Below are 21,622 nucleotides of genomic sequence, written 5' to 3'. Positions count from 1 at the left end.
TGAGTTGGTGGTGGTGGTCGCCAAGCTCAACCAGGTCGAAACCGGGAGGGGCTCCCCCGGGGTGGGGGGGGGCGGGGGCGGCGGGGGGGCGCCCCCCCTCGGCCGGGATCGCCGTCCCGGCCGAGGGCCGTTGCCGTATGGAGTGGTGCCGACCGTAGAGAGCGGGCCTCGTTCGGCGCCGGGGGGGGGTCCGGGATGGTTCACCCGGTGGCTCAGAGTGCGCGGTGGACCTTGGTGTTGGAGGCCTGGGCGCGGGGGCGGACGACCAGGAGATCGATGTTGACGTGCGGGGGGCGGGTGCAGGCCCAGGTGACGGTGTCGGCGACGTCGTCGGCGGTGAGGGGTTCGGCCACGCCCGCGTAGACCTTGGCGGCCTTGTCGGTGTCGCCGTTGAAGCGGGTGGTGGCGAACTCCTCGGTCTTGACCATGCCCGGGGCGATCTCTATGACGCGGACCGGAGTGCCGACGATCTCCAGGCGGAGGGTCTCGGCGAGGACGTGGGAGCCGTGCTTGGCGGCGACGTAGCCCGCGCCGCCCTCGTAGGTGCCGTGGCCCGCGGTGGAGGAGACGACCACGACCGTGCCGTCGCCGCTCGCGGTGAGGGCGGGGAGCAGGGCCTGGGTCATGTGGAGGGTGCCGAGGACGTTGACCTCGTACATGCGGCGCCAGTCGGCGGGGTCGCCGGTGGCGACGGGGTCGGCGCCGAGGGCGCCGCCGGCGTTGTTGACGAGGACGGCGAGGGTGCGGAAGGCGGTGGCGAACTCGTCGACGGCGGCGCGGTCGGTGACGTCGAGGGTGTACGCGGTGGCCTGGTGGCCGGCCTCGTTGATCTCGGCGGCGAGGGCCTCGATACGGTCCGTGCGGCGGGCGGTGAGGACGACGCGGTAGCCCGCGGCGGCGAGCTGTCGGGCGGTGGCCGCGCCGATGCCGCTGCTGGCTCCGGTGACGACGGCGATGGGCTGGGCGGCGGCGGTCATGACGTGCTCCTGGCGCGGGGTGGTCGGTGGCCTCGGTGGGCCTGGTCAGGATAGGACGGGGCGTTCCGGCGAGGTCAGTGGCCGCGGGGCGCGTACATGATGACGGCCATGCCGGCGAGGCAGACGAGGGCGCCGGTGACGTCCCAGCGGTCGGGGCGGTAGCCGTCGGCGACCATGCCCCAGGCGATCGAGCCGGCCACGAAGACGCCGCCGTAGGCGGCGAGGACGCGGCCGAACTCGGCGTCGGGCTGGAGGGTGGCGACGAAGCCGTAGACGCCGAGGGCGAGGACGCCGGCGCCGATCCAGATCCAGCCGCGGTGTTCCCGTACGCCTTGCCAGACGAGCCACGCGCCGCCGATTTCGAAGAGGGCGGCGAGGACGAAGAGCAGGGCGGAGCGGGCGATCAGCATGAGGGAAGGGTGCCATGGGGCGTCCGGCCGACGGGTGGCCGGCCGGGACGGCGCCCTGGTTCCCCGGTGCTGCTCCGGTGCTGCTCCGGTGTTGCTCCGATACGGCCGCGGGCCGTCAGCGGAGTGCGGCGGTGTAGCCGTCGGGGCGGACCAGGAGGGGGTCGCGGCGGGCCGGGTTCGACCAGGTGGCGCGGATGAGCCGGTCAGGGGCGACGGGGGTCGAGGGCGGCGGGACGGGGGCGGTGCCCTCGGGGGCGACGAGGACGAAGCGGCCCTCGCGCAGCAGCTCGTACAGCCGGCCCTCGCGGAGTTTCAGGTCGGGGACCCGGCGGGTGTCCCGGTTGTAGGCGATGCCGATGCCGGTGACCTGGCCCATGGCGTACGAGGTGACGGGCCGGACGTGGGCGAGGACGCGGGCGGAGACGCCGCGGGCGGCGCGCTGGAGCGGGGTGCGGGCGATGGCGAGGCGGATGAGGGCGCCGCTGCTGCGCAGGACCTGGGTGCCGACCGGGTGCCGTTCGGCCTGGTAGCTGTCGAGGAGGGCGCCGGGGTCGGGTGCCTCGCCGTGGAGGACGGCGGCGAGTTTCCAGGAGAGGTTGGCGGCGTCCTGGAGGCCGGTGTTCATGCCCTGGCCGCCGGCGGGGGAGTGGACGTGGGCGGCGTCTCCGGCGAGGAAGACGCGGCCGGCGCGGTAGGCGGGGGCCTGGCGTTCGTCGCTGTGGAAGCGGGAGAGCCAGCGGGCGTCGTGCATGCCGTGGTCGGTGCCGAAGGCGCGGCGGACGATCCCGCGGAGTTCGTCCAGCTCCACGGGTTCGCTGTCGGGGACCTGGCGCGAGCGGTCCCAGCCCATGACCCGGTACCAGCCGTCGCCGAAGGGGATGACCACGGCGAAGGAGTCGCCGCCGGAGGCGAGGGTGAGGGCCGCGGGGGGTGTGTCGGTGAGGCGGACGTCGGCGAGGACGAGGGAGCGGATCACGGCGCCGCCGGGGAAGGGCAGGCCGATGGCGCGGCGTACGGCGCTGCGGACGCCGTCGGTGCCGACGAGGTAGCGGGCGCGGAGCGTGCGGGACCGGGGCTGGTCCTGGGGCTGGTCCGAGGGGCCGGCGGCGCCTTCGGACGTGGCGCCTTCGGATGTGGTGGCGAGGTCGGCGGTGACGGAGTCGGCGTCCTGGCGGAGGCCGCGCAGTTCCGTGTCGTACCGGATGTCGGCGCCGGCGGCCCGGGCGCGGTCTTCGAGGAGGCGCTCGACCTCGTACTGCGGGGTGACGAGCACGTACGGGAAGCGGGTCCGCAGGTGGGAGAGGTCGAAGGTGACCCGGCCGAACATCTCCAGCTGGTCGAGGCAGGTGCCGGTGGCGAGGAGCGGTTCGGCGAGGCCGCGGGCGTCGAGCTGTTCGAGGGTGCGGGCGTGGACGGCGAAGGCGCGGGTCGTGTTGCTGACGGCGGGGCCGCGGCGCTCGACGAGGGTGACGCGCAGGCCGGACGCGGCGAGGTCGCCCGCGAGCAGGAGTCCGGTGGGTCCGGCGCCGACGACGAGGACGTCGGTGTCGTAGCCGCGGTCGTCGGCGGTCGCGGGGGTGGTGGTGGCGCGGGTGGTGACGGTGGGGCCGATGGTGCTCATCACTGCCTCCAGGGATGTCTACACTCGTTGGCCAACATGTGTGGGTCAACACTTGTTGGCAAGCGTAGATCCGGCGTCACTGGAATGTCAACGCTTGTTGGCCTACAGTCGTGGGCATGACCACCGCACGCCGCTCCGACGCCACCCGTTCCGCGATCATCGAGGCCGCCCGCGAGCGCTTCGCCGCCGACGGATACGAGCGCGCGACCATCCGGGCCATCGCCCGCGACGCGGGGATCGACCCGTCGATGGTCATGCGCTACTACGGCAACAAGGAGGGGCTGTTCGCGGCGGCCACCGCCATCGAGCTGGAGATCCCCGAGCTGAGCGGGATGCCCGCCCGGCACATCGGCACGGCGCTCGTCGAGCACTTCCTCGACCGCTGGGAGCGCGACGACGTGCTCACGGGGCTGCTGCGCGCCGGGGTCACCAATGCCGCCGGCACCGAGCGGATGCGGGAGATCTTCGCCGAACAGCTGGTCACGATCGCCCAGGGCACCTGCCCCGTGCCGGCCGAGGCACCCGGCCGGGCCGCCCTCGTGGCCTCACAGATCCTCGGCATGGCGCTCGCCCGCTACGTGCTGCGGCTCGCGCCCGCCGCCGAGATGCCCCGCGAGGAGGTCGTCGCCTGGCTGGGGCCGACGATCCAGCGCTATCTGACCGCCGAGACGCCGTAAGGGCGTAAACGGGGCCGGTACGGGCTCAGCGCGCGCCCGCGCCGCCGAACTCGCGGACCGCGTCCGTGACGATCGCCTCCAAGCGGGCGTGGTGCGCCCCGCGCCAGTACACCCGGCCGCACTCCACGCACCGGGCGAACACGTCGTACGTCTTCTCCGTGCCGTGCTCCAGCCGGTCGCGCACCGCGTCCTTGTCGGCCTCGGTCAGCGGCCCGTTGCACGCCGTGCAGCGGGTCCAGGGCGCGAGCGGCGGCGCGAAGCGTTCGAGGACGTCGCGCAGTTGCTCGTCCGGCTGGTCGCTGTAGATGTACGCGCCGGCCCACAGCTCGCGGCGGCGCAGCAGCCCGCGGTCCCGGGACAGCATCACGCGCCGCTCCTTCGCGGAGAGCGCGGCGAGCGCCGGGTCGCCGATGTCCTCGCTCTCGTACGCGGCGTCGACGCCGAGCAGCCGCAGCCGTCGGGCCAGTGTGCCGAGGTGCACGTCGAGCAGGAAGCGCAGCGGGGCGCCGGGCACCGGCTGGGGGCGTACGACGTCCTCCACGTCGACCGTCTCGCCGGCCGCCGGGACGTGCGAACGGTCCACCGGTCTGCCGTCCACGAGCAGCCGTCCCGCCTCGGTGAGAGGCACGCCCAGGGACTCCACCACATGACCGAGCGACGAGGCGCCGTCGGTGGCCAGCGCGGTGTGTCCCGCGCGGCGGTCCGCGGGGACGAACAGGCGCAGGGCGGGGGCGAAGCCGATGTGGATCTCCGGACCGTTCACGGGGACAGGATCGCACCGCCCGGCCCCGCGCGGCCAGGGATTTCGGCGCGGGCCCCCGCGCCGGCTCCCGCTCCGGCTCCCACTCCGGCTCCGGCTCCCGCTCCGGCCCCGGCGCCGCGCGGTACGGTCCCCGCATGAAGATCATCGAGATCGAGCCCGGCGACCCGCGCCTGGAGAGCGAGATCCTGCCGGTGCTGCGCGAGCTGCGGCCCCACCTCACGGCCGGGCTGCTGTACGACGTCTACGCCGAGGGCCACCCCCAGGGTCTGCGCTTCACCGCCGCGTACGCCGAGGACGGGACGTGCGCGGGCGTCGCGGGCTGGCGGATCATCGCGACCACCAGCTCCCTGAAGAAGCTGTACGTGGACGATCTGGTGACCCGGGAGACCGTCCGCTCCACCGGCGTCGGCCACGCGCTGCTCGCCCATCTGGAGACCCGCGCGCGCGAGGCCGGCTGCCACGAACTCGACCTGGACTCCGGCACGCACCGCACCGGCGCCCACCGGTTCTACCTCCGCGAGCGCCTCGACATCGTGGCCTTCCACTTCAGCCGCGAGCTCAAGCCTTTGGGGCAGCCGTAGGAGTTCCGGGGTACGCGGTCGGAGGAACCCCGACGGTCGCCGTGAAGTCCCGGACGAGATGGGCCTGGTCGCTGTAGCCGAGGTCGGCGGCGAGGCGGGCCCAGTCCGGGGGCGGGGCGGGGGTGTCCGCGGGGCCGGGTTCGGCGTGTTCCAGGGCCTCGTGGACCCGGTAGCGCAGGATGACCCACTTGGGGCCGACGCCCACGTAGCCGGCGAAGAGCCGCTGGAGCGAGCGCGCGGACAGTCCGGCGGTACGGGCGAGCGCGGACACCCGCCGGACCGTACGGTCCGTCCGGACCAGCTCCACCAGGGCCATCGCCTCCTCGGCCGCCGGGTCGGGGACCGGTCCGCGGGCCAGCAGGAAGGCGTCGAGGGCCGCCACGCGCGCGGGGTCGTCGGTCTCGTCGTCAGGAGCGCCGGGAGTGCCCGGAGTGCCCGGAGCGCCGGGAGTGCCCGGAGCGCCGGGCGCGCCGAGGGCACCGGGGTCCAGGATCGCGGCCGCCTCGCGCGCGTCCGTGCCGGGGAACGCCTCGGCGAGCGGGGCCAGCCGGCCCGTCCAGTGGGTGACCGGGTGGTCGGGTGCGAAGGGGCGGAAGCCGCCCGGCCGGAACTGCACGCCGCTGGCCCGCCCCGTACCGGCGAGCACGCGCGTGTACAGGCCGTCGGCGACGCCCGAGACGACCCCGGTGGCGGGGGTGTCCGCCTGCCGCTCGAAGACGACGTTCACGGACGGGTGCGGGACGACCCGGGACGGGTACGGTTCCGGCAGGTCCCAGTCGATCAGCCAGTAGTGCTCCAGATACGGGCGGAGCGCGGGCGCCGGCGTGTGGCGGCGGAAGCGGACGCGGGCGAACAGCGTGGCGGCGTCCACGATGCCCCGGGTGTCGCGTCGCGGGCCTGGGGCGGTCATGCGCCCATGTTTTTCGATCTGGCGGGTTTGTTCAAGCCGGGGCGGCGCGGAGCTGCTTAGCGTCGGGTTCATGACGTACGACCACGACCACGACCACGACTCCGACCTCCGCGCCCCCGCGAGCCGTCCCCTCTCCGGGCTGCTCGGCACCGCCGCCGCCCACGCCGTCCCCCTGGTGCACGGCATCGCCGACGACCGGCTGGGCGCGCCGACGCCCTGCGCCGAGTACGACGTCCAGGGGCTGCTCGACCACCTCTTCGAGGTCGTCGTGAACTTCCGGCTGCTCGCCGCCAAGGAGTCCGCCGACTTCTCCGGCACGTTCGGCCGGCTCGCCACCGGCCCCGGCTGGCGGGACCGGTTCGAGACGGAGACGGCGAAGCTGGTCGACGCCTGGGCGGCGCCCGGCGCGGAGGAGGGGACGACCGGGCAGATGGGGATGCCGGCCCGGACGGTCGGCGCGATGGCGCTGCTCGACCTGACCGTGCACGGGTGGGACCCGGCCCGGGCGACCGGCCGGGCCTTCGCCCCGGACCCGGCGGTCGTGGACGAGCTGACCGGGGTGGTGGCGGAGCCGGCGCCGAACGCGCGGCGGATGAACGTGTTCGGGGAGCCCGTGGAGCCGCCCGCCGGGGCGAGCGCGTTCGAGCGGCTGCTCGCGGCGACGGGCCGCGACCCCCGGGCGTAGCACCGCCACCTCGCGCGCGTAGGCCCTTCGTTCCCCCGCGCGCGCGGAGAGCCGCCCGCCCGCTACGGCAGCCGGGCCCGCAGCGAGGCCGCGAACTCCTCCGCGCGGGCGAGCTGGGCGTGCAGTTCCGCGACGCGTTCGGTGGCGGCCTGTTCGTAGCCGCGGACGAGGGCGACGAGGGCCCCGCGGGTGGGCGGGTCCAGTTCGCCGGGGGTGTCGGGGACGTCGGCGGCGAGCCGGTCCACGGCGCTGAGCAGGTCGCGGGTCTCGTCGAGGGTGAAGCCGAGCGGCTTCATCCGGCGGATCACCATCAGGCGGGCGACGTCGGCGTCCGTGTAGAGCGGGAAGCCGCCCTCGGAGGCCGTGGACGGGACGACCAGGCCGCAGTCCTCGTACTGGCGGATGGTGCGCAGGGGCAGTTCCGTCAGGACCGCGACCTCGCCGATCTGCAGGGGTCGCGCCGCGGACCGGCTCGCCGTGCCGCTCGCCGTGCCACTCGCCGTGCCCGTCACCGGGCCGCTCGTCGTGCCGTTCCTGCCGCTCCGGTCGCTCGTCGTGCTGCTCGCGGGGATCACCACATCGCGTCCTCTCTCGCGCGGGGCCGGGGCGCCGGCGGGCGCGGCGGCCGCGTATTACATCCGATTCGTCCTAACTTCAGCACTTATGAGAGCTGGAAACGTGGCGAAACGCCTGCTGGTCGGACGTCCGTTGGACAGCGCCCGGCTCGGCGACACCCTGCTGCCCAAACGGCTCGCCCTGCCGATCTTCTGCAGCGACCCGCTCTCCTCCGTCGCCTACGCCACCGAGGAGATCCTGCTGATCCTCGCCCTCGGCGGCCTGGCCGTGCTGCATCTGGCCTGGTGGGCGGCGGCCGGCATCGTCGTGCTGCTGCTCGTGGTCGTCGCCTCGTACCGGCAGACCTGCTACGCCTATCCGGGCGGCGGCGGGGCCTATGTCGTCTCGTCCGAGAACCTCGGTACGACGGCGGCTCTCACCGCCGCCGGCGCGCTGCTCATCGACTACGTGATGACCGTCGCCGTCTCCGTCGTCTCCGGGGTCGCCGCCCTCACCTCGGCCGCGCCCGCCCTGCACGACCAGGCGACGATCCTGTCGGCGGCCGCCGTGGCCCTGCTGGCGTGGATGAATCTGCGCGGAGTGCGCGAGTCCGGGCGCTGGTTCGCCGTCCCCACCTACGCCTTCATCGGCGTGATCTACCTGATGTTCGCGGTCGCGGCGGTCCGCATGGCGACCGGCACCACCCCGCGCGCCGAATCCGCCGGGCTGCCGGTCGAGCAGGTGTCCGTGTACTCCGGCCTCGCCCTCGTCCTGCTCGGCCTGCGCGCCTTCGCGTCCGGCTGTACGGCGCTCACCGGCGTCGAGGCGATCAGCAACGGCGTGCCCGCCTTCCGGAAGCCGAAGAGCCGTAACGCCGCCATGACCCTGGCGGTCATGGGCGGCTTCTCCGCGACGATGTTCTTCGGCATCACGACGCTCGCCATGCTCTACGACGTCCACATCGCCGAGGACCCCACCCAGCTGGGCCTTCCGCCCGGAACGCCGACCGCGACCGCCCTCGCCCAGATCGGCCGCGCCACCTTCGGCGACTGGCACGTCCTCTTCTACGCCCTCCAGGCCGTCACCGCGGGCGTCCTCGTCCTGGCCGCCAACACCGCCTTCAACGGCTTCCCGATGCTCGCGTCCGTCCTGGCCCGCGACGGCTTCGCGCCGCGCCAGCTCGTGCACCGCGGCGACCGGCTCGTGCACTCCAACGGCGTCCTGCTGCTCGCCCTGACCGCGATCGCCCTCATCGTCGCGTTCAACGCCAACCTGACCCGGCTGATCCAGCTCTACATCATCGGCGTCTTCGTCTCCTTCACGCTGTCCCAGTCCGGCATGGTCCGGCACTGGCGGCGTGAACTCGCCAACCCGGTCGCCCACCTGACTCGGCGTGAGCGCCGCCGCATCGTGCGCCGCCTCACCATCAACGGCTTCGGCGCCTGTCTCACCTCGGTCGTGCTGGTGATCGTCCTCATCAGCAAGTTCACGCACGGGGCGTGGATCGTCGTCATCGCGATGCCGCTGCTGTTCGCCGGCATGAAGAGCGTGCGCCGGCATTACGACACGGTCGCCGCCGAGGTCGCGATCGCGCCCGGCGCCCACCCACGGCCGCTCGCCGAGAACCACGTCCTGGTCCTGGTGTCCACCGTCAACGCGCCGAGCCTGCGCGCCTTGTCCTATGCCAAGACGCTCAAGCCCGCGTCCCTCACCGCGCTCACCGTCGCCGAGGACCCGGCCGAGGCGGAGGTGCTGCGGGCCGGCTGGGAGGCGCACGAGATCGACGTACCGCTGCGGGTGCTGAGTACCCCGTACCGCTCGATCGTCCAGCCGCTGCTGCGGCACATCCGCGAGGCGCCGGAGCGCGGCGCGGACTCGGTGGTCTCGGTCGTGATCCCCGAGTACGTGGTCGGCCACTGGTGGGAGCAGCCGCTGCACAACCAGACCGCGCTCCGGCTCAAGGCCCGGCTGCTGTTCATGAAGAACGTCGTCGTCATCGACGTCCCCTACCGCCTCGCCTCGGCCCGCGAACTGGCCGCGGAGCGCGCGAAGGCCGCGGCGCGGGAGGAGTAGCGGTGGAGCCTAAGCGGTGGTCCCTAGGGCCTTTCTTTTGGGTCAGGCTGGATCAGGGAGCGGGGTCCGGTGCGTGTGATCGCAAGGCGGAGGAGGGAGACAACGCGGTGGGGGTACCTCCCGTGCCCGAAGGGCTACGGGGGAGTTGGCGACCGACGACAACGCGGCGAGCGCGCGTGCCGGGGCACGCGAGCCCAGCAAGATCCGAAAGAGAGGCCCTAAGGCCAGACGAGGCAGTACGGCTGGTGGCCCGCCTCGTGGAGGCGGTGGGAGAAGTCCTGCCACTCGTGCAGCAGCCGGTAGACGTTGAAGGCGTCCTGCGGGCCGCCGCGGTCGGGGACGGTGGACCAGATGAAGGCGGCGGCGCCGACCGACTCCTCGCCGATGTCGCGCAGCGGGTCGACCGCCGTCATCGGGAGCTTCACGACCGCGTAGTCCGGGTGCAGGACGACGAGTTCCAGCGGAGGGACCTTGTGCAGGGGCATGCCCTGGATGCCGGTGAGGACCATCGCCGCTATCGTCTCGGGCTTGATCCGGGTGAACATGCCGCCCATGCCCAGCTCGTCGCCGCCCAGTTCCTCGGGGCGCATCGAGATCGGGACACGGGCCGCGGTCGCGCCGTCGGGCGCGCCGAAGTACTTGTAGGTCACGCCCAGCCCACTCCTGCCGGTCCCGGTCAGCGGTACGCCGAGCCGGCTCGGCTCGCGCGTCTCCCGTACCTCGTCCCGTACCTCGTCCCGCACCTCGTACGGCTCGCGCAGCTCGTACGTCTCACGCGTCTGCCGCGGCTCATGGGCTTCGCGCGTCTCCCGCGCCTCGTGGATCTCGCGCGCCTCATGGACGTCACGGGCCTCGTGCCGCTCGTGGATCTCGTGCTTCTCGCGTGACTCGCGCGCCTCGCGGAGCTCGAACGGATCGTGCGTATCACGACCCTCACGGCCCTCGCGGCTCTCACGACCCTCACGTGCCTTCTGCGCCTCCCGGGCCTCGCGCGCCTCCCGGGCCGCCCTGGCCCGGCGGGCGCGGGCACGGCCGAGCCGCGAGTCGTCCGAAATGGCTGAATCCGATCCGTTCTCCCCAGCCGAACCGGCCGACGACGCACCGCCGGCACCGATCCCGCCGCTCCGTACGGCGTCCGCGGCGGGCCACGGGTCGCTCACCCACGGGTCGGCAGGCCGCGACTCGTTGGCCCGCGGCTCGCCGGTACGCGACTCGTTGGCCCGAGGCTCGTTCGTACGCGGCTCGCTGGCCCGCGGTTCGTTCGTACACGGCTCGTTCGTCCGAGGCTCGTTCGCGCGCGGCTCGTTGGCCCGCGTGCCGTCACCCGTCCGTGAATCCCCCGACCGCGAATCGCCCGTCCTCGGATCACCGTTTCGTGGATCGCCGGAGCGCGAGTCGCCGGTCCGCGGCTCGTTCGCCCTCGGTTCTTCCGTCCGCCGGCGCCGGTGCCTCCCCCGCCGGACAGGATCGGGACCCAGGTCGTCGGTCCCCTCGCCCGGTCCGCCACCGCGATGCATATCTCCACCCGACTGCTGTTCCAGGCCGCACGACTCCGCGGCGCGACCCGATCATCGTGTCAGTGACCTCCCCCGCGCCCTCGCGGTGAAACACCTGTCCGCAAGATCGCCGTGGCCTCTGACACCATGGAATCCGTGAGCCATCCCTTTGAAGCCCCAGTTTCGCAGACACGGAGCACGCGCGCCCTGGCGTAATTCACAGGGCGCCCACGCCTTCCCGCCGTACCCGCCTCCGACTCGCAGGTCAGGAACACAGTGCCGTATTCATACGAAGCCCCAGTCTCACAGACGCTTTTCGACCGCGCGTCCCTCGTGACGCCCGGCGGCGTGAACTCTCCGGTGCGGGCCTTCCGGGCCGTGGGCGGCACGCCCCGGTTCATGGTGTCCGGCTCCGGCCCGTACCTCACCGACGCGGACGGTCGCGAGTACGTCGACCTGGTCTGCTCGTGGGGCCCGATGATCCTCGGGCACGCGCACCCCGAGGTGCTCGCGGACGTGCAGGCGGCGGTGGCCCGCGGCACCTCCTTCGGTACGCCGGGTGAGGGCGAGGTCGCGCTCGCCGAGGAGATCGTCGCCCGCGTCGAGCCCGTCGAGCAGGTACGCCTGGTGTCGTCCGGCACCGAGGCCACCATGTCCGCGATCCGGCTGGCCCGCGGTTTCACCGGGCGGGCCAAGGTCGTGAAGTTCGCCGGCTGCTACCACGGTCACGTGGACGCGCTGCTCGCCGCGGCCGGCTCCGGCGTGGCCACCTTCGGCCTGCCCGACACGCCCGGTGTGACCGGCGCCCAGGCCGGCGACACCATCGTGCTGCCGTACAACGACCTGGAGGCGGTCCGGGCCGCGTTCGCCGCGCACCCGGGCGAGATCGCCTGTGTGATCACCGAGGCGTCGCCGGGCAACATGGGCGTCGTCCCGCCGCTGCCCGGCTTCAACCAGGGGCTCGCGGACGCCTGCCGGGAGAACGGCGCGCTGTACATCTCCGACGAGGTCATGACCGGTTTCCGGACCAGCCGGGCCGGCTGGTACGGCGTCGACGGCGTCCGCCCCGACCTGATGACCTTCGGCAAGGTCATGGGCGGCGGCTTCCCGGCCGCGGCCTTCGGCGGCCGCGCCGACGTCATGGGCCACCTCGCCCCGGCCGGCCCGGTCTACCAGGCCGGCACCCTGTCCGGTAACCCGATCGCGACCGCCGCCGGCCTCGCGCAGCTGCGGCTGCTGGACGAGGCCGCGTACGCGAAGGTGGACGCGGTCTCGGCGGAGATCCGCGGCCTGGTCACCGGCGCGCTGACCAAGGAGGGCGTGGCGCACCGGGTGCAGACCGCGTCCAACATGTTCTCCGTGTTCTTCACCGCCGACGAGGTGCGGAACTACGACGACGCGAAGAAGCAGGAGGCGTTCCGCTTCAACGCCTTCTTCCACTCGATGCTCGCGGACGGCGTCTACCTGCCGCCGTCGGCCTTCGAGTCCTGGTTCGTGTCCACCGCCCACGACGAGCGCGCCATCGAGCGCGTCGCCGCCGCCCTGCCGGCCGCCGCCCGGGCCGCCGCCGAAGCCACGGAGGTCCAGGGATGAGCGAGGCCGGGACGAACGACATCACCGTCGTCCACCTGATGCGGCACGGCGAGGTCCACAACCCCGACGGCGTGCTCTACGGCCGCCGCCCCGGCTACCACCTCTCCGAGCTGGGCCGGCGGATGGCCGACCGGGTCGCCGAGCACCTCGCGGGCCGGGACATCACGCATGTCGTGGCCTCCCCGCTGGAGCGCGCGCAGGAGACGGCCACGCCGATCGCCAAGACGCACGGCCTGGACCTGGCCACCGACGAGCGGCTGATCGAGGCGGCGAACGTCTTCGAGGGCAAGACCTTCGGCGTCGGCGACGGCGCGCTGAAGAAGCCGGCGAACTGGAAGCACCTGACCAACCCGTTCCGGCCGTCCTGGGGCGAGCCGTACGTGGAGCAGGTCGTCCGCATGATGGGCGCCCTCGACGCGGCGAAGGACGCGGCGCGCGGGCACGAGGCGGTGTGCGTGAGCCACCAGCTGCCGATCTGGATCGTGCGCAGCTTCGTGGAGAAGCGCCGGCTGTGGCACGACCCGCGCCGCCGGCAGTGCACGCTCGCCTCGCTGACCTCGTTCACGTACCAGGGCGACAAGATCGTGTCGGTGGGCTACAGCGAGCCGGCCCTCGACCTCGTCCCGGCGCATCTGCGGGCCGGGGCCAAGCCGGTCCCGGGCAAGGCGAAGGCGTTCGGGGCGTAAGGGCTCCGAAGTGCCGGCCTCCTGGGCTCCCGCCTTCGAGGCGTCGGCACGGTGACCCGTGACCGATTCCGTGCGTTCACGCGCGCGTAGGTCACCGCATCTACCCCTGTAGAGAGGGTCAGGTAGAGAGGGTCAGGTAGAGAAGGTCAGGTCAGGCGCATATGCGTCCTGATCACCACAAAGGCGACCGGGAATGAGCCAGATCCCGGTCGCCTTGGAATTTCTGTTCGTATTCCCGGAACCTCCCGCTTCCCTCCGGCATCTCACTGATTGTCGGTTGTATGACGATCGGATTTGATCCGGCGTCGACGGGAATGGGGATGGCATGCGCGGGACGAGCGGGGACAGCGGAGTCAGCCGGAGGAGGCTGCTCGGAGCGGGGGTCGGCGCGGCCGCCGCGCTCGGGATAGCCGGGTGCGGGATCGGCGACCAGGACGGGGCGGGGCGTTCCGGTCCGGGCCGGGGTGGCGACGCGTCCGGATCGGGCACCTCCGCCTCGCCCACCGAGAAGGACGCCAAGCCCATCGGCGACGGTTCCACCGCGGACACCGGAAAGCAGCCCAACCAGCCCGACGCCCCCGTACGCCTGGAACCCGGCCAGACCCCGCCCCAGTTCGTGATCTTCTCCTGGGACGGCGCCGGCGAGGTCGGCAACGGCCTCTTCCCCCGCTTCCTGGAGCTCGCCAAGCAGCACGACGCGGCGATGACCTTCTTCCTCTCCGGCATCTACCTCCTGCCCGAGTCGAAGAAGAACCTCTACCGCCCGCCGAACAACCGCGTCGGCGCCTCCGACATCGGCTACCTGACCGACGACCACATCAAGCAGACCCTGAAGTACGTCCGTCAGGCGTGGCTCGAAGGCCACGAGATAGGCACCCACTTCAACGGCCACTTCTGCGCCGGCTCCGGTTCCGGCGCCAACTGGACCCCCGCCCAGTGGCAGAACGAGATCGACCAGGCCATCGGCTTCGTCACCCAGTGGAAGACCAACAGCGGCTGGACCGACCTCGACCCGCTGCCCTTCGACTACAAGAAGGAACTCGTCGGCGGCCGCACCCCCTGCCTGCTCGGCCAGGACAACCTGCTGCCCACCGCCAAGCGCCTCGGCTGGCGTTACGACGCCAGCTCGCCCGGCGGCCGGCAGACGTGGCCGGTCAAGCGCGGCGGCGTCTGGGACCTGCCGTTGCAGGCCGTGCCGTTCCCCGGCCACAGCTTCGAGGTCCTGTCGATGGACTACAACATGCTCGCCAACCAGTCCAAGAACTCCACCCAGGGCGTGCCCGCCCGCTACCCCGGCTGGCGCAAGCAGGCCACCGAGGCGTACCTGGCCGGATTCAACCGGGCGTACGAGTCGAACCGCGCGCCCTTCTTCATCGGCAACCACTTCGAGCAGTGGAACGGCGGCATCTACATGGACGCCGTCGAGGAGGCCCTGAAGGGCATGGCCGGGAAGAAGGACGTCCGCCTGGTCTCCTTCAAGCAGTTCACCGACTGGCTGGACGTCCAGGACCCGAAGATCCTGCAGAAGCTGCGTACCCTGGAGGTCGGACAGTCCCCGGCCGGCGGATGGAACACCTTCCTCCGCCCCGAGGCGGGGGCGACGGGCGGCGGCGCCGGCGCGGGGGCGAGCGGCTCCGCGGGCGCGGCCGGAGCGGCGGGTTCCACCCCCTGAGGGGCGCCTGAGAGGCCGTCGAGGGGCCCCGGAAAGACCCGCCGAACGGGGGAACAGATTTAGCCCGTCTTGACAAGGGGCTTTACGGGCACGTAGGGGGGCGCCCAAGATCCGCGAATCGCCCATGCGAAACTTTTCACATGAGCCTTAGCCGTGCCCCTCGTCGCGCCCTGCCGGCGGCCGCACTCGTTGCCGCCGCCGCACTCGCGCTGACCGCGTGCAGCTCCGACTCCAACGGCAAGTCCGGAGGCGGTGGTGGGACCAACTTCGTGACCAGCACGGGCGGCATCTCCACCGTTGCCAAGGGCGAGCGTGCCGCGACCGGCACGCTCGCCGGCAAGACCATCGAGGGCAAGCAGCTCGATGTCGCCGACCTCAAGGGCAAGGTCGTCGTCCTCAACGTCTGGGGCTCGTGGTGCGCGCCCTGCCGGGCCGAGGCTCCGCACTTCGCCAAGACGGCGAAGGACATGAAGGCGAAGGGCGCGAACGTCGAGTTCGTCGGGATCAACACCCGCGACGACGCCGTCGACGACGGGCTCGCCTTCGACAAGGAATTCGGCATTCCGTACCAGAGTCTCTTCGACCCGTACGGAAAGCTCATCCTCGAAGGGTTCCCCAAGGGCACCCTGAATCCGCAGGCCATTCCCTCCACGATCGTTCTCGACAAGGACGGGAAGATCGCGGCGCGCTCGCTCATGGCGCTCGACGAGACCAAGCTGCGTTCCATGATCGACCCGCTGCTCGCCGAGAAGTGACAGGGATTTCGACGTGGATCCCAATCAGACGGTCCTGAACGGCGCGCTGCTGCTCGCGCTGCCGATCGCCGTGCTCGGCGGACTGGTCTCCTTCTTCTCGCCGTGCGTCCTGCCGCTCGTCCCCGGCTATCTGAGTTACGTGACCGGGGTCACCGGCACCGACCTCGGCGAGGCGCGGCGCGGCCGGATGACCGCCGGCGCCGCCCTCTTCGTCCTCGGCTTCTCGGCCGTGTTCATCTCCGGCGGCGCGCTGTTCGGCTTCTTCGGCTGGACGCTCCAGGAGCACCGCGGGATCCTCACGAACGTCCTCGGCGTGCTCATGATCCTCATGGGCGTCTTCTTCATGGGCCTGATGCCCTGGTTCACCCAGCGCGAGTTCCGCTTCCACAAGCGGCCCGCCACCGGGCTCGTCGGCGCGCCGCTGCTCGGCGCGCTGTTCGGCATCGGCTGGACCCCGTGCATCGGCCCGACGCTCGGCGCCGTCCAGGCCCTCGCCGCCGACCAGGCCAGCGCCGGCCGCGGGGCGCTGCTGACCGCCGCGTACTGCCTCGGTCTCGGCGTGCCGTTCATCCTCACGGCCATCGCCTTCCGCAAGGCGCTCGGCGCGTTCACCTGGGTGAAGAAGCACTACGCGTGGGTGATGCGGATCGGCGGCGGCATGATGATCGTGACCGGTGTCCTGCTCCTCACAGGAGCGTGGGACAGCATGGTCTCCACGATGCAGGGCTGGTCCAGTGGTTTCACGGTGGGGATCTGAGAGTTCCGATATGAGCACGACTGACACGAGCGACACCCGGCAGCGGGACGCGAACGAGCCGGGCGGCACCCGGGGCGAACCGGACAACGACACGTCCGGCGGTCTCGGCGAGGCCGGCGCCCAGCTGTCCACCGCCCCCCGCGAGGAGAGCCCCGAGGCCCCCCTCGGCGGCCCCCGCCTCGGCTTCTTCGGCTGGATCCGCTGGTTCTGGCGGCAGCTGACGTCCATGCGGGTCGCCCTGATCCTGCTGTTCCTGCTCTCCCTCGGCGCGATCCCCGGCTCCCTCATTCCGCAGAACAGCGCGAACGAGATGAAGGTGCAGGCCTTCAAGGACGCCCACGAGACGCTCACGCCGATCTACGAGAAGCTCCAGCTCTTCGACGTCTACAGCTCGGTGTGGTTCTCCGCGATCTACATCCTGCTCTTCGTCTCCCTCATCGGCTGCATCGTGCCCCGCACCTGGCAGTTCATCGGCCAGCTGCGCGGCCGCCCGCCGGGCGCCCCGCAACGCCTCACCCGGCTGCCCGCGTACACCACCTGGCGTACCGAGGCCGATCCCGAGCAGGTCCGCGAGGCCGCGCTCGGGCTGCTCAAGAGCCGCCGCTTCCGCGCCCACACGGTCGGCGACGCCGTCGCCGCCGAGAAGGGCTACCTGCGCGAGGCCGGCAACCTGATCTTCCACGTCTCCCTCATCGTCATGCTGGTCGCCTTCGCCTGGGGCCAGCTGCTCAAGGCCGAGGGCGGCCGGCTGATCGTCGAGGGCGGCGGTTTCTCCAACACGATCACCGCGTACGACGACTTCAAGTCGGGCTCGTGGTTCGGCATGGACGACCTGCCGCCGTTCAGCTTCACGCTGGACAAGTTCACCGGTACGTACGAGCGGGGCGGCCCGGAGCACGGTGCCTCGCGCACCTTCGAGGCCGCCGTCACGTACTCCGAGCCCGGCGGCCCCGACAAGAAGGACGTCATCCGGGTCAACCAGCCGCTGAAGGTCGCCGGCGCGAAGGCCTACCTGATCTCGCACGGCTACGCGCCCGTGATCACCGTCCGCGACGGCCGCGGCAAGGTCGTCATGAGCAAGGCCGTACCGCTGCTGCCGATCGACAACAACATCACCTCGACCGGGGCGGTCAAGGTGATGGACGGCTACCGCGACAAGGACGGCAAGCGCGAGCAGCTCGGTTTCCAGGCCTTCTTCGTGCCGACCTTCGCGGGCGCCGGCAAGGGCACGATGATGTCCCAGTTCCCGGCGCTGGACTTCCCCGTCATGGCGCTCACCGGTTTCCACGGCGACCTGCGCGTCGACTCCGGCCTGCCGCAGAACGTGTACCAGCTGGACACGTCGAAGATGAAGCAGTTCGAGGTCAAGGGCGGCACCGGCAAGGCCCAGCGCCTGCTGCCGGGCGAGACCATGACCCTCCCGAACGGCGCCGGCTCGGTGACCTTCGAGAAGGACATCAAGGAGTGGGCGAGCTTCCAGATCACCGAACAGCCGGGCCAAGGCCTCGCCCTCACGGGCGCGCTCGCCGCCATCGCCGGTCTCGCCGGGTCGCTGTTCATCCAGCGCCGCCGGGTCTGGGTCCGGGCGGTACGGGGCGCGGACGGTGTCACCGTCGTCGAGATGGCCGGTCTGGGCCGCAGCGAGTCGGCCAGGCTGCCCGAGGAACTGGGCGAACTGGCCGCCACGATCCACGCCCAGGCGCCCGCGGTGCCGGAGACCGAGGCGACCGAGGCCACCGCGGCCTCGGACACCGAGGCCGCGAAGCCGGGCACCTCGAAGCCGAACGCGAAGGTGGCCGCCAAGCCGGACGCCTCGAAGCCGAACGCGAAGGTGGCCGCCAAGCCGGACGCCTCGAAGCCGACCGCCAAGCCGGACGACGTGAAGTCGGCCTCGGCGAAGTCGGCCGCCTCGGAGGCCGCTGCCCCGGCTGCCGCCGAATCGGACGCCGGGAAGGCCGCCCCGGCCGCCTCCACTCCGGCCCCCTCGGAGCCGGACGTCCCGGACTCCGCATCCACCACTGCCGAAGCCGCAGCAGAACCTGCCAAAGCTGGAGAGGCTGACAAGTGATCCTCGCCGCCGCGACCAACGAGGGCCTGGCGCAGATGAGCAACTATCTCGTCTACTCCTCGATGGCCGTCTACACACTGGCCTTCCTGGCCCATATCGCCGAGTGGGTGTTCGGCAGCCGCAGCAAGGTCGGCCGGACCGCCGCCGCGCTCACCGGTGACGCGAAGACCGCCGCGGCCGCCGCCCCGGCCGTGACCGTGCAGGTCAAGAAGGCCGGCGGCGGCACCGCCGTGCTCGACCGGCCGAAGGTCGTCACCCGCTCCGCGGTCGGCGCCCGCGACGTCCCGGACGGCCCCGGCGCGGCCGGCGGCACCGTCAAGGGCGACCTGTACGGGCGCATGGCCATCTCGCTGACCGCCCTCGCCGCCCTCCTGGAGGCCGGCGGCGTGCTCACCCGCGCGATGTCGGTGGAGCGGGCCCCCTGGGGCAACATGTACGAGTTCTCGATCACCCTCTCCACCGTGGTGGTCGTCGCGTACCTCATCTTCCTCATCGCGAGGAAGAACGTCCGCTGGATCGGTCTGCCGCTGGTCACGACGGTCCTGCTGGTCCTCGGCCTCGCGACCACCGTGCTCTACACGGAGAGCGAACAGCTGGTCCCGGCGCTGCACTCGTACTGGCTGTGGATCCACGTCTCCACCGCGATCGTCTGCGGCTCCGTCTTCTACCTCGGCGCCGTCGCGACCCTGCTGTACCTGTTCCGCGACTCGTACGAGAACAAGCTCGCGAACGGCGGCGACCCGAGTGCCTTCGCCCGCTCCGTCCTGGAGCGGCTGCCGGCCGCCGCGACGCTCGACAAGTTCGCGTACCGGGTCATCGCCGCGTTCTTCCCGCTGTGGACCTTCACGATCATCGCGGGCGCGATCTGGGCCGGCGAGGCGTGGGGCCGCTACTGGGGCTGGGACGCCAAGGAGGTCTGGTCCTTCATCACCTGGGTCGCCTACGCCGCGTACCTGCACGCGCGCGCCACGGCGGGCTGGAAGGGCCGCAAGGCGGCGTACATCGCGCTCGTCGCCTTCGTCACCTACCTGTTCAACTTCTACGGCGTGAACATCTTCGTCAACAGCATGCACTCGTACGCGGGCGTCTGATCCCGGGTTCCGCCGCCGTGGCTCCGGCCGTGGCTCCGGCCGTGGCTCCGGCCGTGGCTCCGAGCGGGCGGACCGCGCCCGCCGGGGCCACGCTGGAGGTATGACCGAGATACCCCGGGGCCGGAGCGAGACCCACGACATCGACCGCCATCTGCTGCGGTACGTGGCCGGGCTCCCGCACCCGATGGGGCGCGTCTGGCACGCGGTCGCCACGCCCGAGGGCCTGGCCCGGTGGCTGTACGGGGCGGATCCGCTGGAGCCCCGGCTCGGCGGGCGGGTCACCTTCCGCCGGCCGGACGGGGCCGAGGCCGCCGGGGGCCGGGTGACCGCCTGGGACCCCGAGTACGTCGCCGAGTACACGATCGACCCGCCCGGCCCGGATTCGGGCACGGGTACGGGTACGGCTGAGACGGCCGACCTGCCGCACGGACGGATCCGGTTCCATCTGGAACCGGGCCCGGACGACGCGACCGGGTCGGCCGTCCTGCGTTTCACGGCGGAGTTCCGCGGCACCCGCGAGGAACGGCTCGACCGGCTGGCCGACTGGCACGACCACCTGGAGCGGCTGGCCGGCGCGCTGGACGGACAGAGCGTGGAACGTACGCCGGGCGCACACCGGCGCGAGCTGCGCGAGGCGTACGCCCGGGACGAGGCCCTCTGGCCCGTATGGGAACCGTAGACCCGTAGACCCGTAGACCCGTAGGTCGTGACCTTCCTACGGGCGGTTCGGCTTCAGGCAGTTCTGCGTGGGCGGGGCGCCCTCCGGCCAGGCGATGGAGACGAACCGCTGGGTCCCCTGCGAGGTCAGCTCCACGATCGGCACCGCCTTGTTGAACGGGTTGCCGTAGTTGTCGAGACAGATCCAGCCGCTCGCGCCGTTCACCCGCTGCAGCGCGCCCGTGACCTGCGGCCACTGCTGGCCGACGTCGGCGAGCTCCGGGTACGGCTTGCCCTGGGCGGCCTCGCGGATGGCGTGCACGGCCGTCGCCATCGCGTCGTACGAGATGATCGCCTGCCCGTCGGCGAGCGGCACCGGCTTCTTGGAGGCGTGGGAGACGGCCTCCAGGAACGTGTCGTAGTCGGCTTCGGAGCCGCCGGTCTTCGGCACCGACGGGTTCGCCGCGGCCCGCCAGGCGTCGGGGTGCGCGAGCGCCGCGTAACGGACGGTGAGCCGGGCGTCGAGCGCCTTGCGGTCGAGCTTGGGGTCGGCGCCCAGGTAGGAGCCCTCGTCGCCGGTGAGGACGGTGACGGAGGAGCGGGCGGCGCAGCCGCGTTCGCCCAGCTCGTTGATGAACTGGCGCAGCTGGGTGTGGCGGCCGGCGAAGAAGACCGTCTGGGACTGGGTCTCGCAGACCCGGGAGGCGATCTTGTTGAAGATGTTGGAGGTGGTGCCTTCCTCAGTGGGGTCGGCGGGCGAGGTGAACACCGCCGGCTCGTAGGGGGTGCGTCCCTTGAGGGCGGAGGCGAAGGCGGCCTTGAGGGTGTCGGTGTAGTGGTCGCCGGTACGGGTGTCCTCGACGATCAGCGCCTTGCTCGCGTCCACCTTGCGCAGCGCGAGTGCCTTGGCCTCGTCGCTGTTGGTGGGGGAGACCCGGGCGAGGCCGGGGAAGTTGTTGTGTTCGGCGCTGTTGGCGATGTCGTCGGCGGTGATGGTGGTGCCGACGACGGCGATCTTCGCCTGGGTGAGGGCGGCGACGGAGTCCCGGATCTCGGGGGAGGAGGTGGCGACGCCGCTGACCGCGCGCAGTCGGTCGGGGGCGCCGGTCATGTTCTTCAGCTGCTCGACCACGCTCTGCCAATGGGCGTTGTTCTTGCCGGTGTTGGCGAGGGTGAGGCGGATCTTCGGGGTCCGGTCGTTGGCCTCGTGGTTCTCCCAGTACTGCCGGGCGTAGGCGCCCTGGAGCTCGTGCAGCACCTTGGTCCGCATGCCGGGGTCGGTGGAGGTGAGCGGGAGCAGGATGGCGACGGTGACGTACTTCCCGTCCTTGAGCGTGGCGTTCTCCTGACCGATGAGCTCGGTGATCTCGGCGAGATCGGCCACCCCGAAGGCGTGGCCGGTGCCGTTGACGCCGATGCACTCGGCGGAGCCCTGCGGGCGTTCGACACCCGGCGCGCAGGAACGGTCCTCGGGGGTGGTCCACTTCTTGATGCCCCAGCCGAGCGGCACGCCGACCAGGAGCAGGGCGACCAGCGCGGCGAGGAGTTTCTGCCGCGGGGTGAAGAGATAGCGGTTGCGCAGTCGGCTGGCCATC

Annotated in this window: 20 protein-coding genes; 12 read left to right on the top strand and 8 right to left on the bottom strand. The window is 72.1% G+C overall.

The window, feature by feature from the left end; genetic code table 11:
* Positions 1–212: 212 nt before the first annotated feature.
* The 3 genes from ABZ693_RS30900 to ABZ693_RS30890 all read right to left on the bottom strand — a co-directional run bounded on the left by ABZ693_RS30900 (position 213) and on the right by ABZ693_RS30890 (position 3,008).
* The gene (locus ABZ693_RS30900) at positions 213–977 is read right to left on the bottom strand and encodes an SDR family NAD(P)-dependent oxidoreductase (RefSeq protein ID WP_359884133.1); all 765 of its coding nucleotides are present in this window, start codon (positions 975–977) and stop codon (positions 213–215) included.
* A gap of 74 nt (positions 978–1,051) precedes the next feature.
* Positions 1,052–1,387: a YnfA family protein gene (locus ABZ693_RS30895; protein WP_359884132.1), complete on the bottom strand. Its 336-nt coding sequence runs from the start codon at positions 1,385–1,387 to the stop codon at positions 1,052–1,054.
* A gap of 115 nt (positions 1,388–1,502) precedes the next feature.
* Positions 1,503–3,008: an FAD-dependent oxidoreductase gene (locus tag ABZ693_RS30890; RefSeq protein ID WP_359884130.1), complete on the bottom strand. Its 1,506-nt coding sequence runs from the start codon at positions 3,006–3,008 to the stop codon at positions 1,503–1,505.
* Positions 3,009–3,124: 116 nt separating this feature from the next.
* Here ABZ693_RS30890 and ABZ693_RS30885 point away from each other — a divergent pair, with 116 nt between their 5' ends.
* The gene (locus ABZ693_RS30885) at positions 3,125–3,685 is read left to right on the top strand and encodes a TetR/AcrR family transcriptional regulator (protein ID WP_359884127.1); all 561 of its coding nucleotides are present in this window, start codon (positions 3,125–3,127) and stop codon (positions 3,683–3,685) included.
* Positions 3,686–3,710: 25 nt separating this feature from the next.
* On the opposite strand, the gene ABZ693_RS30880 is transcribed toward ABZ693_RS30885, so the two are convergent.
* On the bottom strand, positions 3,711–4,448 hold the full coding sequence (locus ABZ693_RS30880; protein ID WP_359884124.1) for a Mut7-C RNAse domain-containing protein: 738 nt from the start codon (positions 4,446–4,448) through the stop codon (positions 3,711–3,713).
* Positions 4,449–4,582: 134 nt separating this feature from the next.
* On the opposite strand from ABZ693_RS30880, the gene ABZ693_RS30875 reads away from it, so the two are divergent.
* Entirely contained in the window at positions 4,583–5,029 is a 447-nt protein-coding gene (locus ABZ693_RS30875) for a GNAT family N-acetyltransferase (RefSeq protein ID WP_359884122.1), read from the top strand.
* Here ABZ693_RS30875 and ABZ693_RS30870 read toward each other — a convergent pair.
* Positions 5,007–5,939: a DUF6597 domain-containing transcriptional factor gene (locus ABZ693_RS30870; protein WP_359884119.1), complete on the bottom strand. Its 933-nt coding sequence runs from the start codon at positions 5,937–5,939 to the stop codon at positions 5,007–5,009. The genes ABZ693_RS30875 and ABZ693_RS30870 overlap by 23 nt on opposite strands.
* A 70-nt stretch (positions 5,940–6,009) precedes the next feature.
* Between ABZ693_RS30870 and ABZ693_RS30865 the strand changes: the two genes are divergently transcribed.
* Positions 6,010–6,624: a TIGR03086 family metal-binding protein gene (locus tag ABZ693_RS30865; RefSeq protein WP_359884116.1), complete on the top strand. Its 615-nt coding sequence runs from the start codon at positions 6,010–6,012 to the stop codon at positions 6,622–6,624.
* 62 nt (positions 6,625–6,686) lie between these two features.
* On the opposite strand, the gene ABZ693_RS30860 is transcribed toward ABZ693_RS30865, so the two are convergent.
* Positions 6,687–7,076, bottom strand: coding sequence for a MerR family transcriptional regulator (locus ABZ693_RS30860; RefSeq protein ID WP_359884139.1), 390 nt, complete (start codon positions 7,074–7,076; stop codon positions 6,687–6,689).
* Positions 7,077–7,287: 211 nt separating this feature from the next.
* On the opposite strand from ABZ693_RS30860, the gene ABZ693_RS30855 reads away from it, so the two are divergent.
* Positions 7,288–9,252, top strand: coding sequence for an APC family permease (locus tag ABZ693_RS30855; RefSeq protein WP_435842593.1), 1,965 nt, complete (start codon positions 7,288–7,290; stop codon positions 9,250–9,252).
* 218 nt (positions 9,253–9,470) lie between these two features.
* Here ABZ693_RS30855 and ABZ693_RS30850 read toward each other — a convergent pair whose 3' ends face one another.
* On the bottom strand, positions 9,471–9,932 hold the full coding sequence (locus ABZ693_RS30850; RefSeq protein ID WP_359884138.1) for a hypothetical protein: 462 nt from the start codon (positions 9,930–9,932) through the stop codon (positions 9,471–9,473).
* Positions 9,933–11,024: 1,092 nt separating this feature from the next.
* Between ABZ693_RS30850 and hemL the strand changes: the two genes are divergently transcribed.
* From hemL to ABZ693_RS30810, 8 genes are all read left to right on the top strand, one after another.
* Complete coding sequence (gene hemL, locus ABZ693_RS30845; protein ID WP_359884111.1) at positions 11,025–12,341, top strand: glutamate-1-semialdehyde 2,1-aminomutase; 1,317 nt, start codon at positions 11,025–11,027, stop codon at positions 12,339–12,341.
* Positions 12,338–13,027, top strand: coding sequence for a histidine phosphatase family protein (locus tag ABZ693_RS30840; protein WP_359884108.1), 690 nt, complete (start codon positions 12,338–12,340; stop codon positions 13,025–13,027). The genes hemL and ABZ693_RS30840 overlap by 4 nt, the downstream gene beginning before the upstream one ends.
* Before the next feature lie 325 nt (positions 13,028–13,352).
* Positions 13,353–14,699: a polysaccharide deacetylase family protein gene (locus tag ABZ693_RS30835; protein ID WP_359884105.1), complete on the top strand. Its 1,347-nt coding sequence runs from the start codon at positions 13,353–13,355 to the stop codon at positions 14,697–14,699.
* Positions 14,700–14,839: 140 nt separating this feature from the next.
* Entirely contained in the window at positions 14,840–15,454 is a 615-nt protein-coding gene (locus ABZ693_RS30830) for a TlpA family protein disulfide reductase (RefSeq protein ID WP_359884103.1), read from the top strand.
* Between the two features lie 13 nt (positions 15,455–15,467).
* Positions 15,468–16,211 carry a cytochrome c biogenesis CcdA family protein gene (locus tag ABZ693_RS30825; protein ID WP_359884100.1) on the top strand — a complete coding sequence of 248 codons (744 nt, stop codon included), beginning with the start codon at positions 15,468–15,470 and terminating at the stop codon, positions 16,209–16,211.
* 10 nt (positions 16,212–16,221) lie between these two features.
* Positions 16,222–18,279 carry a cytochrome c biogenesis protein ResB gene (gene resB / locus ABZ693_RS30820; RefSeq protein WP_359884097.1) on the top strand — a complete coding sequence of 686 codons (2,058 nt, stop codon included), beginning with the start codon at positions 16,222–16,224 and terminating at the stop codon, positions 18,277–18,279.
* Positions 18,276–19,370 (top strand): c-type cytochrome biogenesis protein CcsB, encoded by a 1,095-nt coding sequence (gene ccsB, locus ABZ693_RS30815; protein ID WP_359884094.1) that lies wholly within the window; start codon positions 18,276–18,278, stop codon positions 19,368–19,370. The genes resB and ccsB overlap by 4 nt, the downstream gene beginning before the upstream one ends.
* 100 nt (positions 19,371–19,470) lie before the next feature.
* Complete coding sequence (locus ABZ693_RS30810) at positions 19,471–20,049, top strand: SRPBCC domain-containing protein (RefSeq protein ID WP_359884091.1); 579 nt, start codon at positions 19,471–19,473, stop codon at positions 20,047–20,049.
* A gap of 36 nt (positions 20,050–20,085) precedes the next feature.
* On the opposite strand, the gene ABZ693_RS30805 is transcribed toward ABZ693_RS30810, so the two are convergent.
* Entirely contained in the window at positions 20,086–21,621 is a 1,536-nt protein-coding gene (locus tag ABZ693_RS30805; RefSeq protein ID WP_359884087.1) for an ABC transporter substrate-binding protein, read from the bottom strand.
* Between the last annotated feature and the right edge of the window lies 1 nt (position 21,622).

Origin of the sequence: Streptomyces laurentii, from assembly GCF_040635425.1 — a bacterium.
Taxonomy (GTDB): domain Bacteria; phylum Actinomycetota; class Actinomycetes; order Streptomycetales; family Streptomycetaceae; genus Streptomyces; species Streptomyces laurentii.
This window is presented reverse-complemented; position numbering and strand designations above follow the sequence as displayed.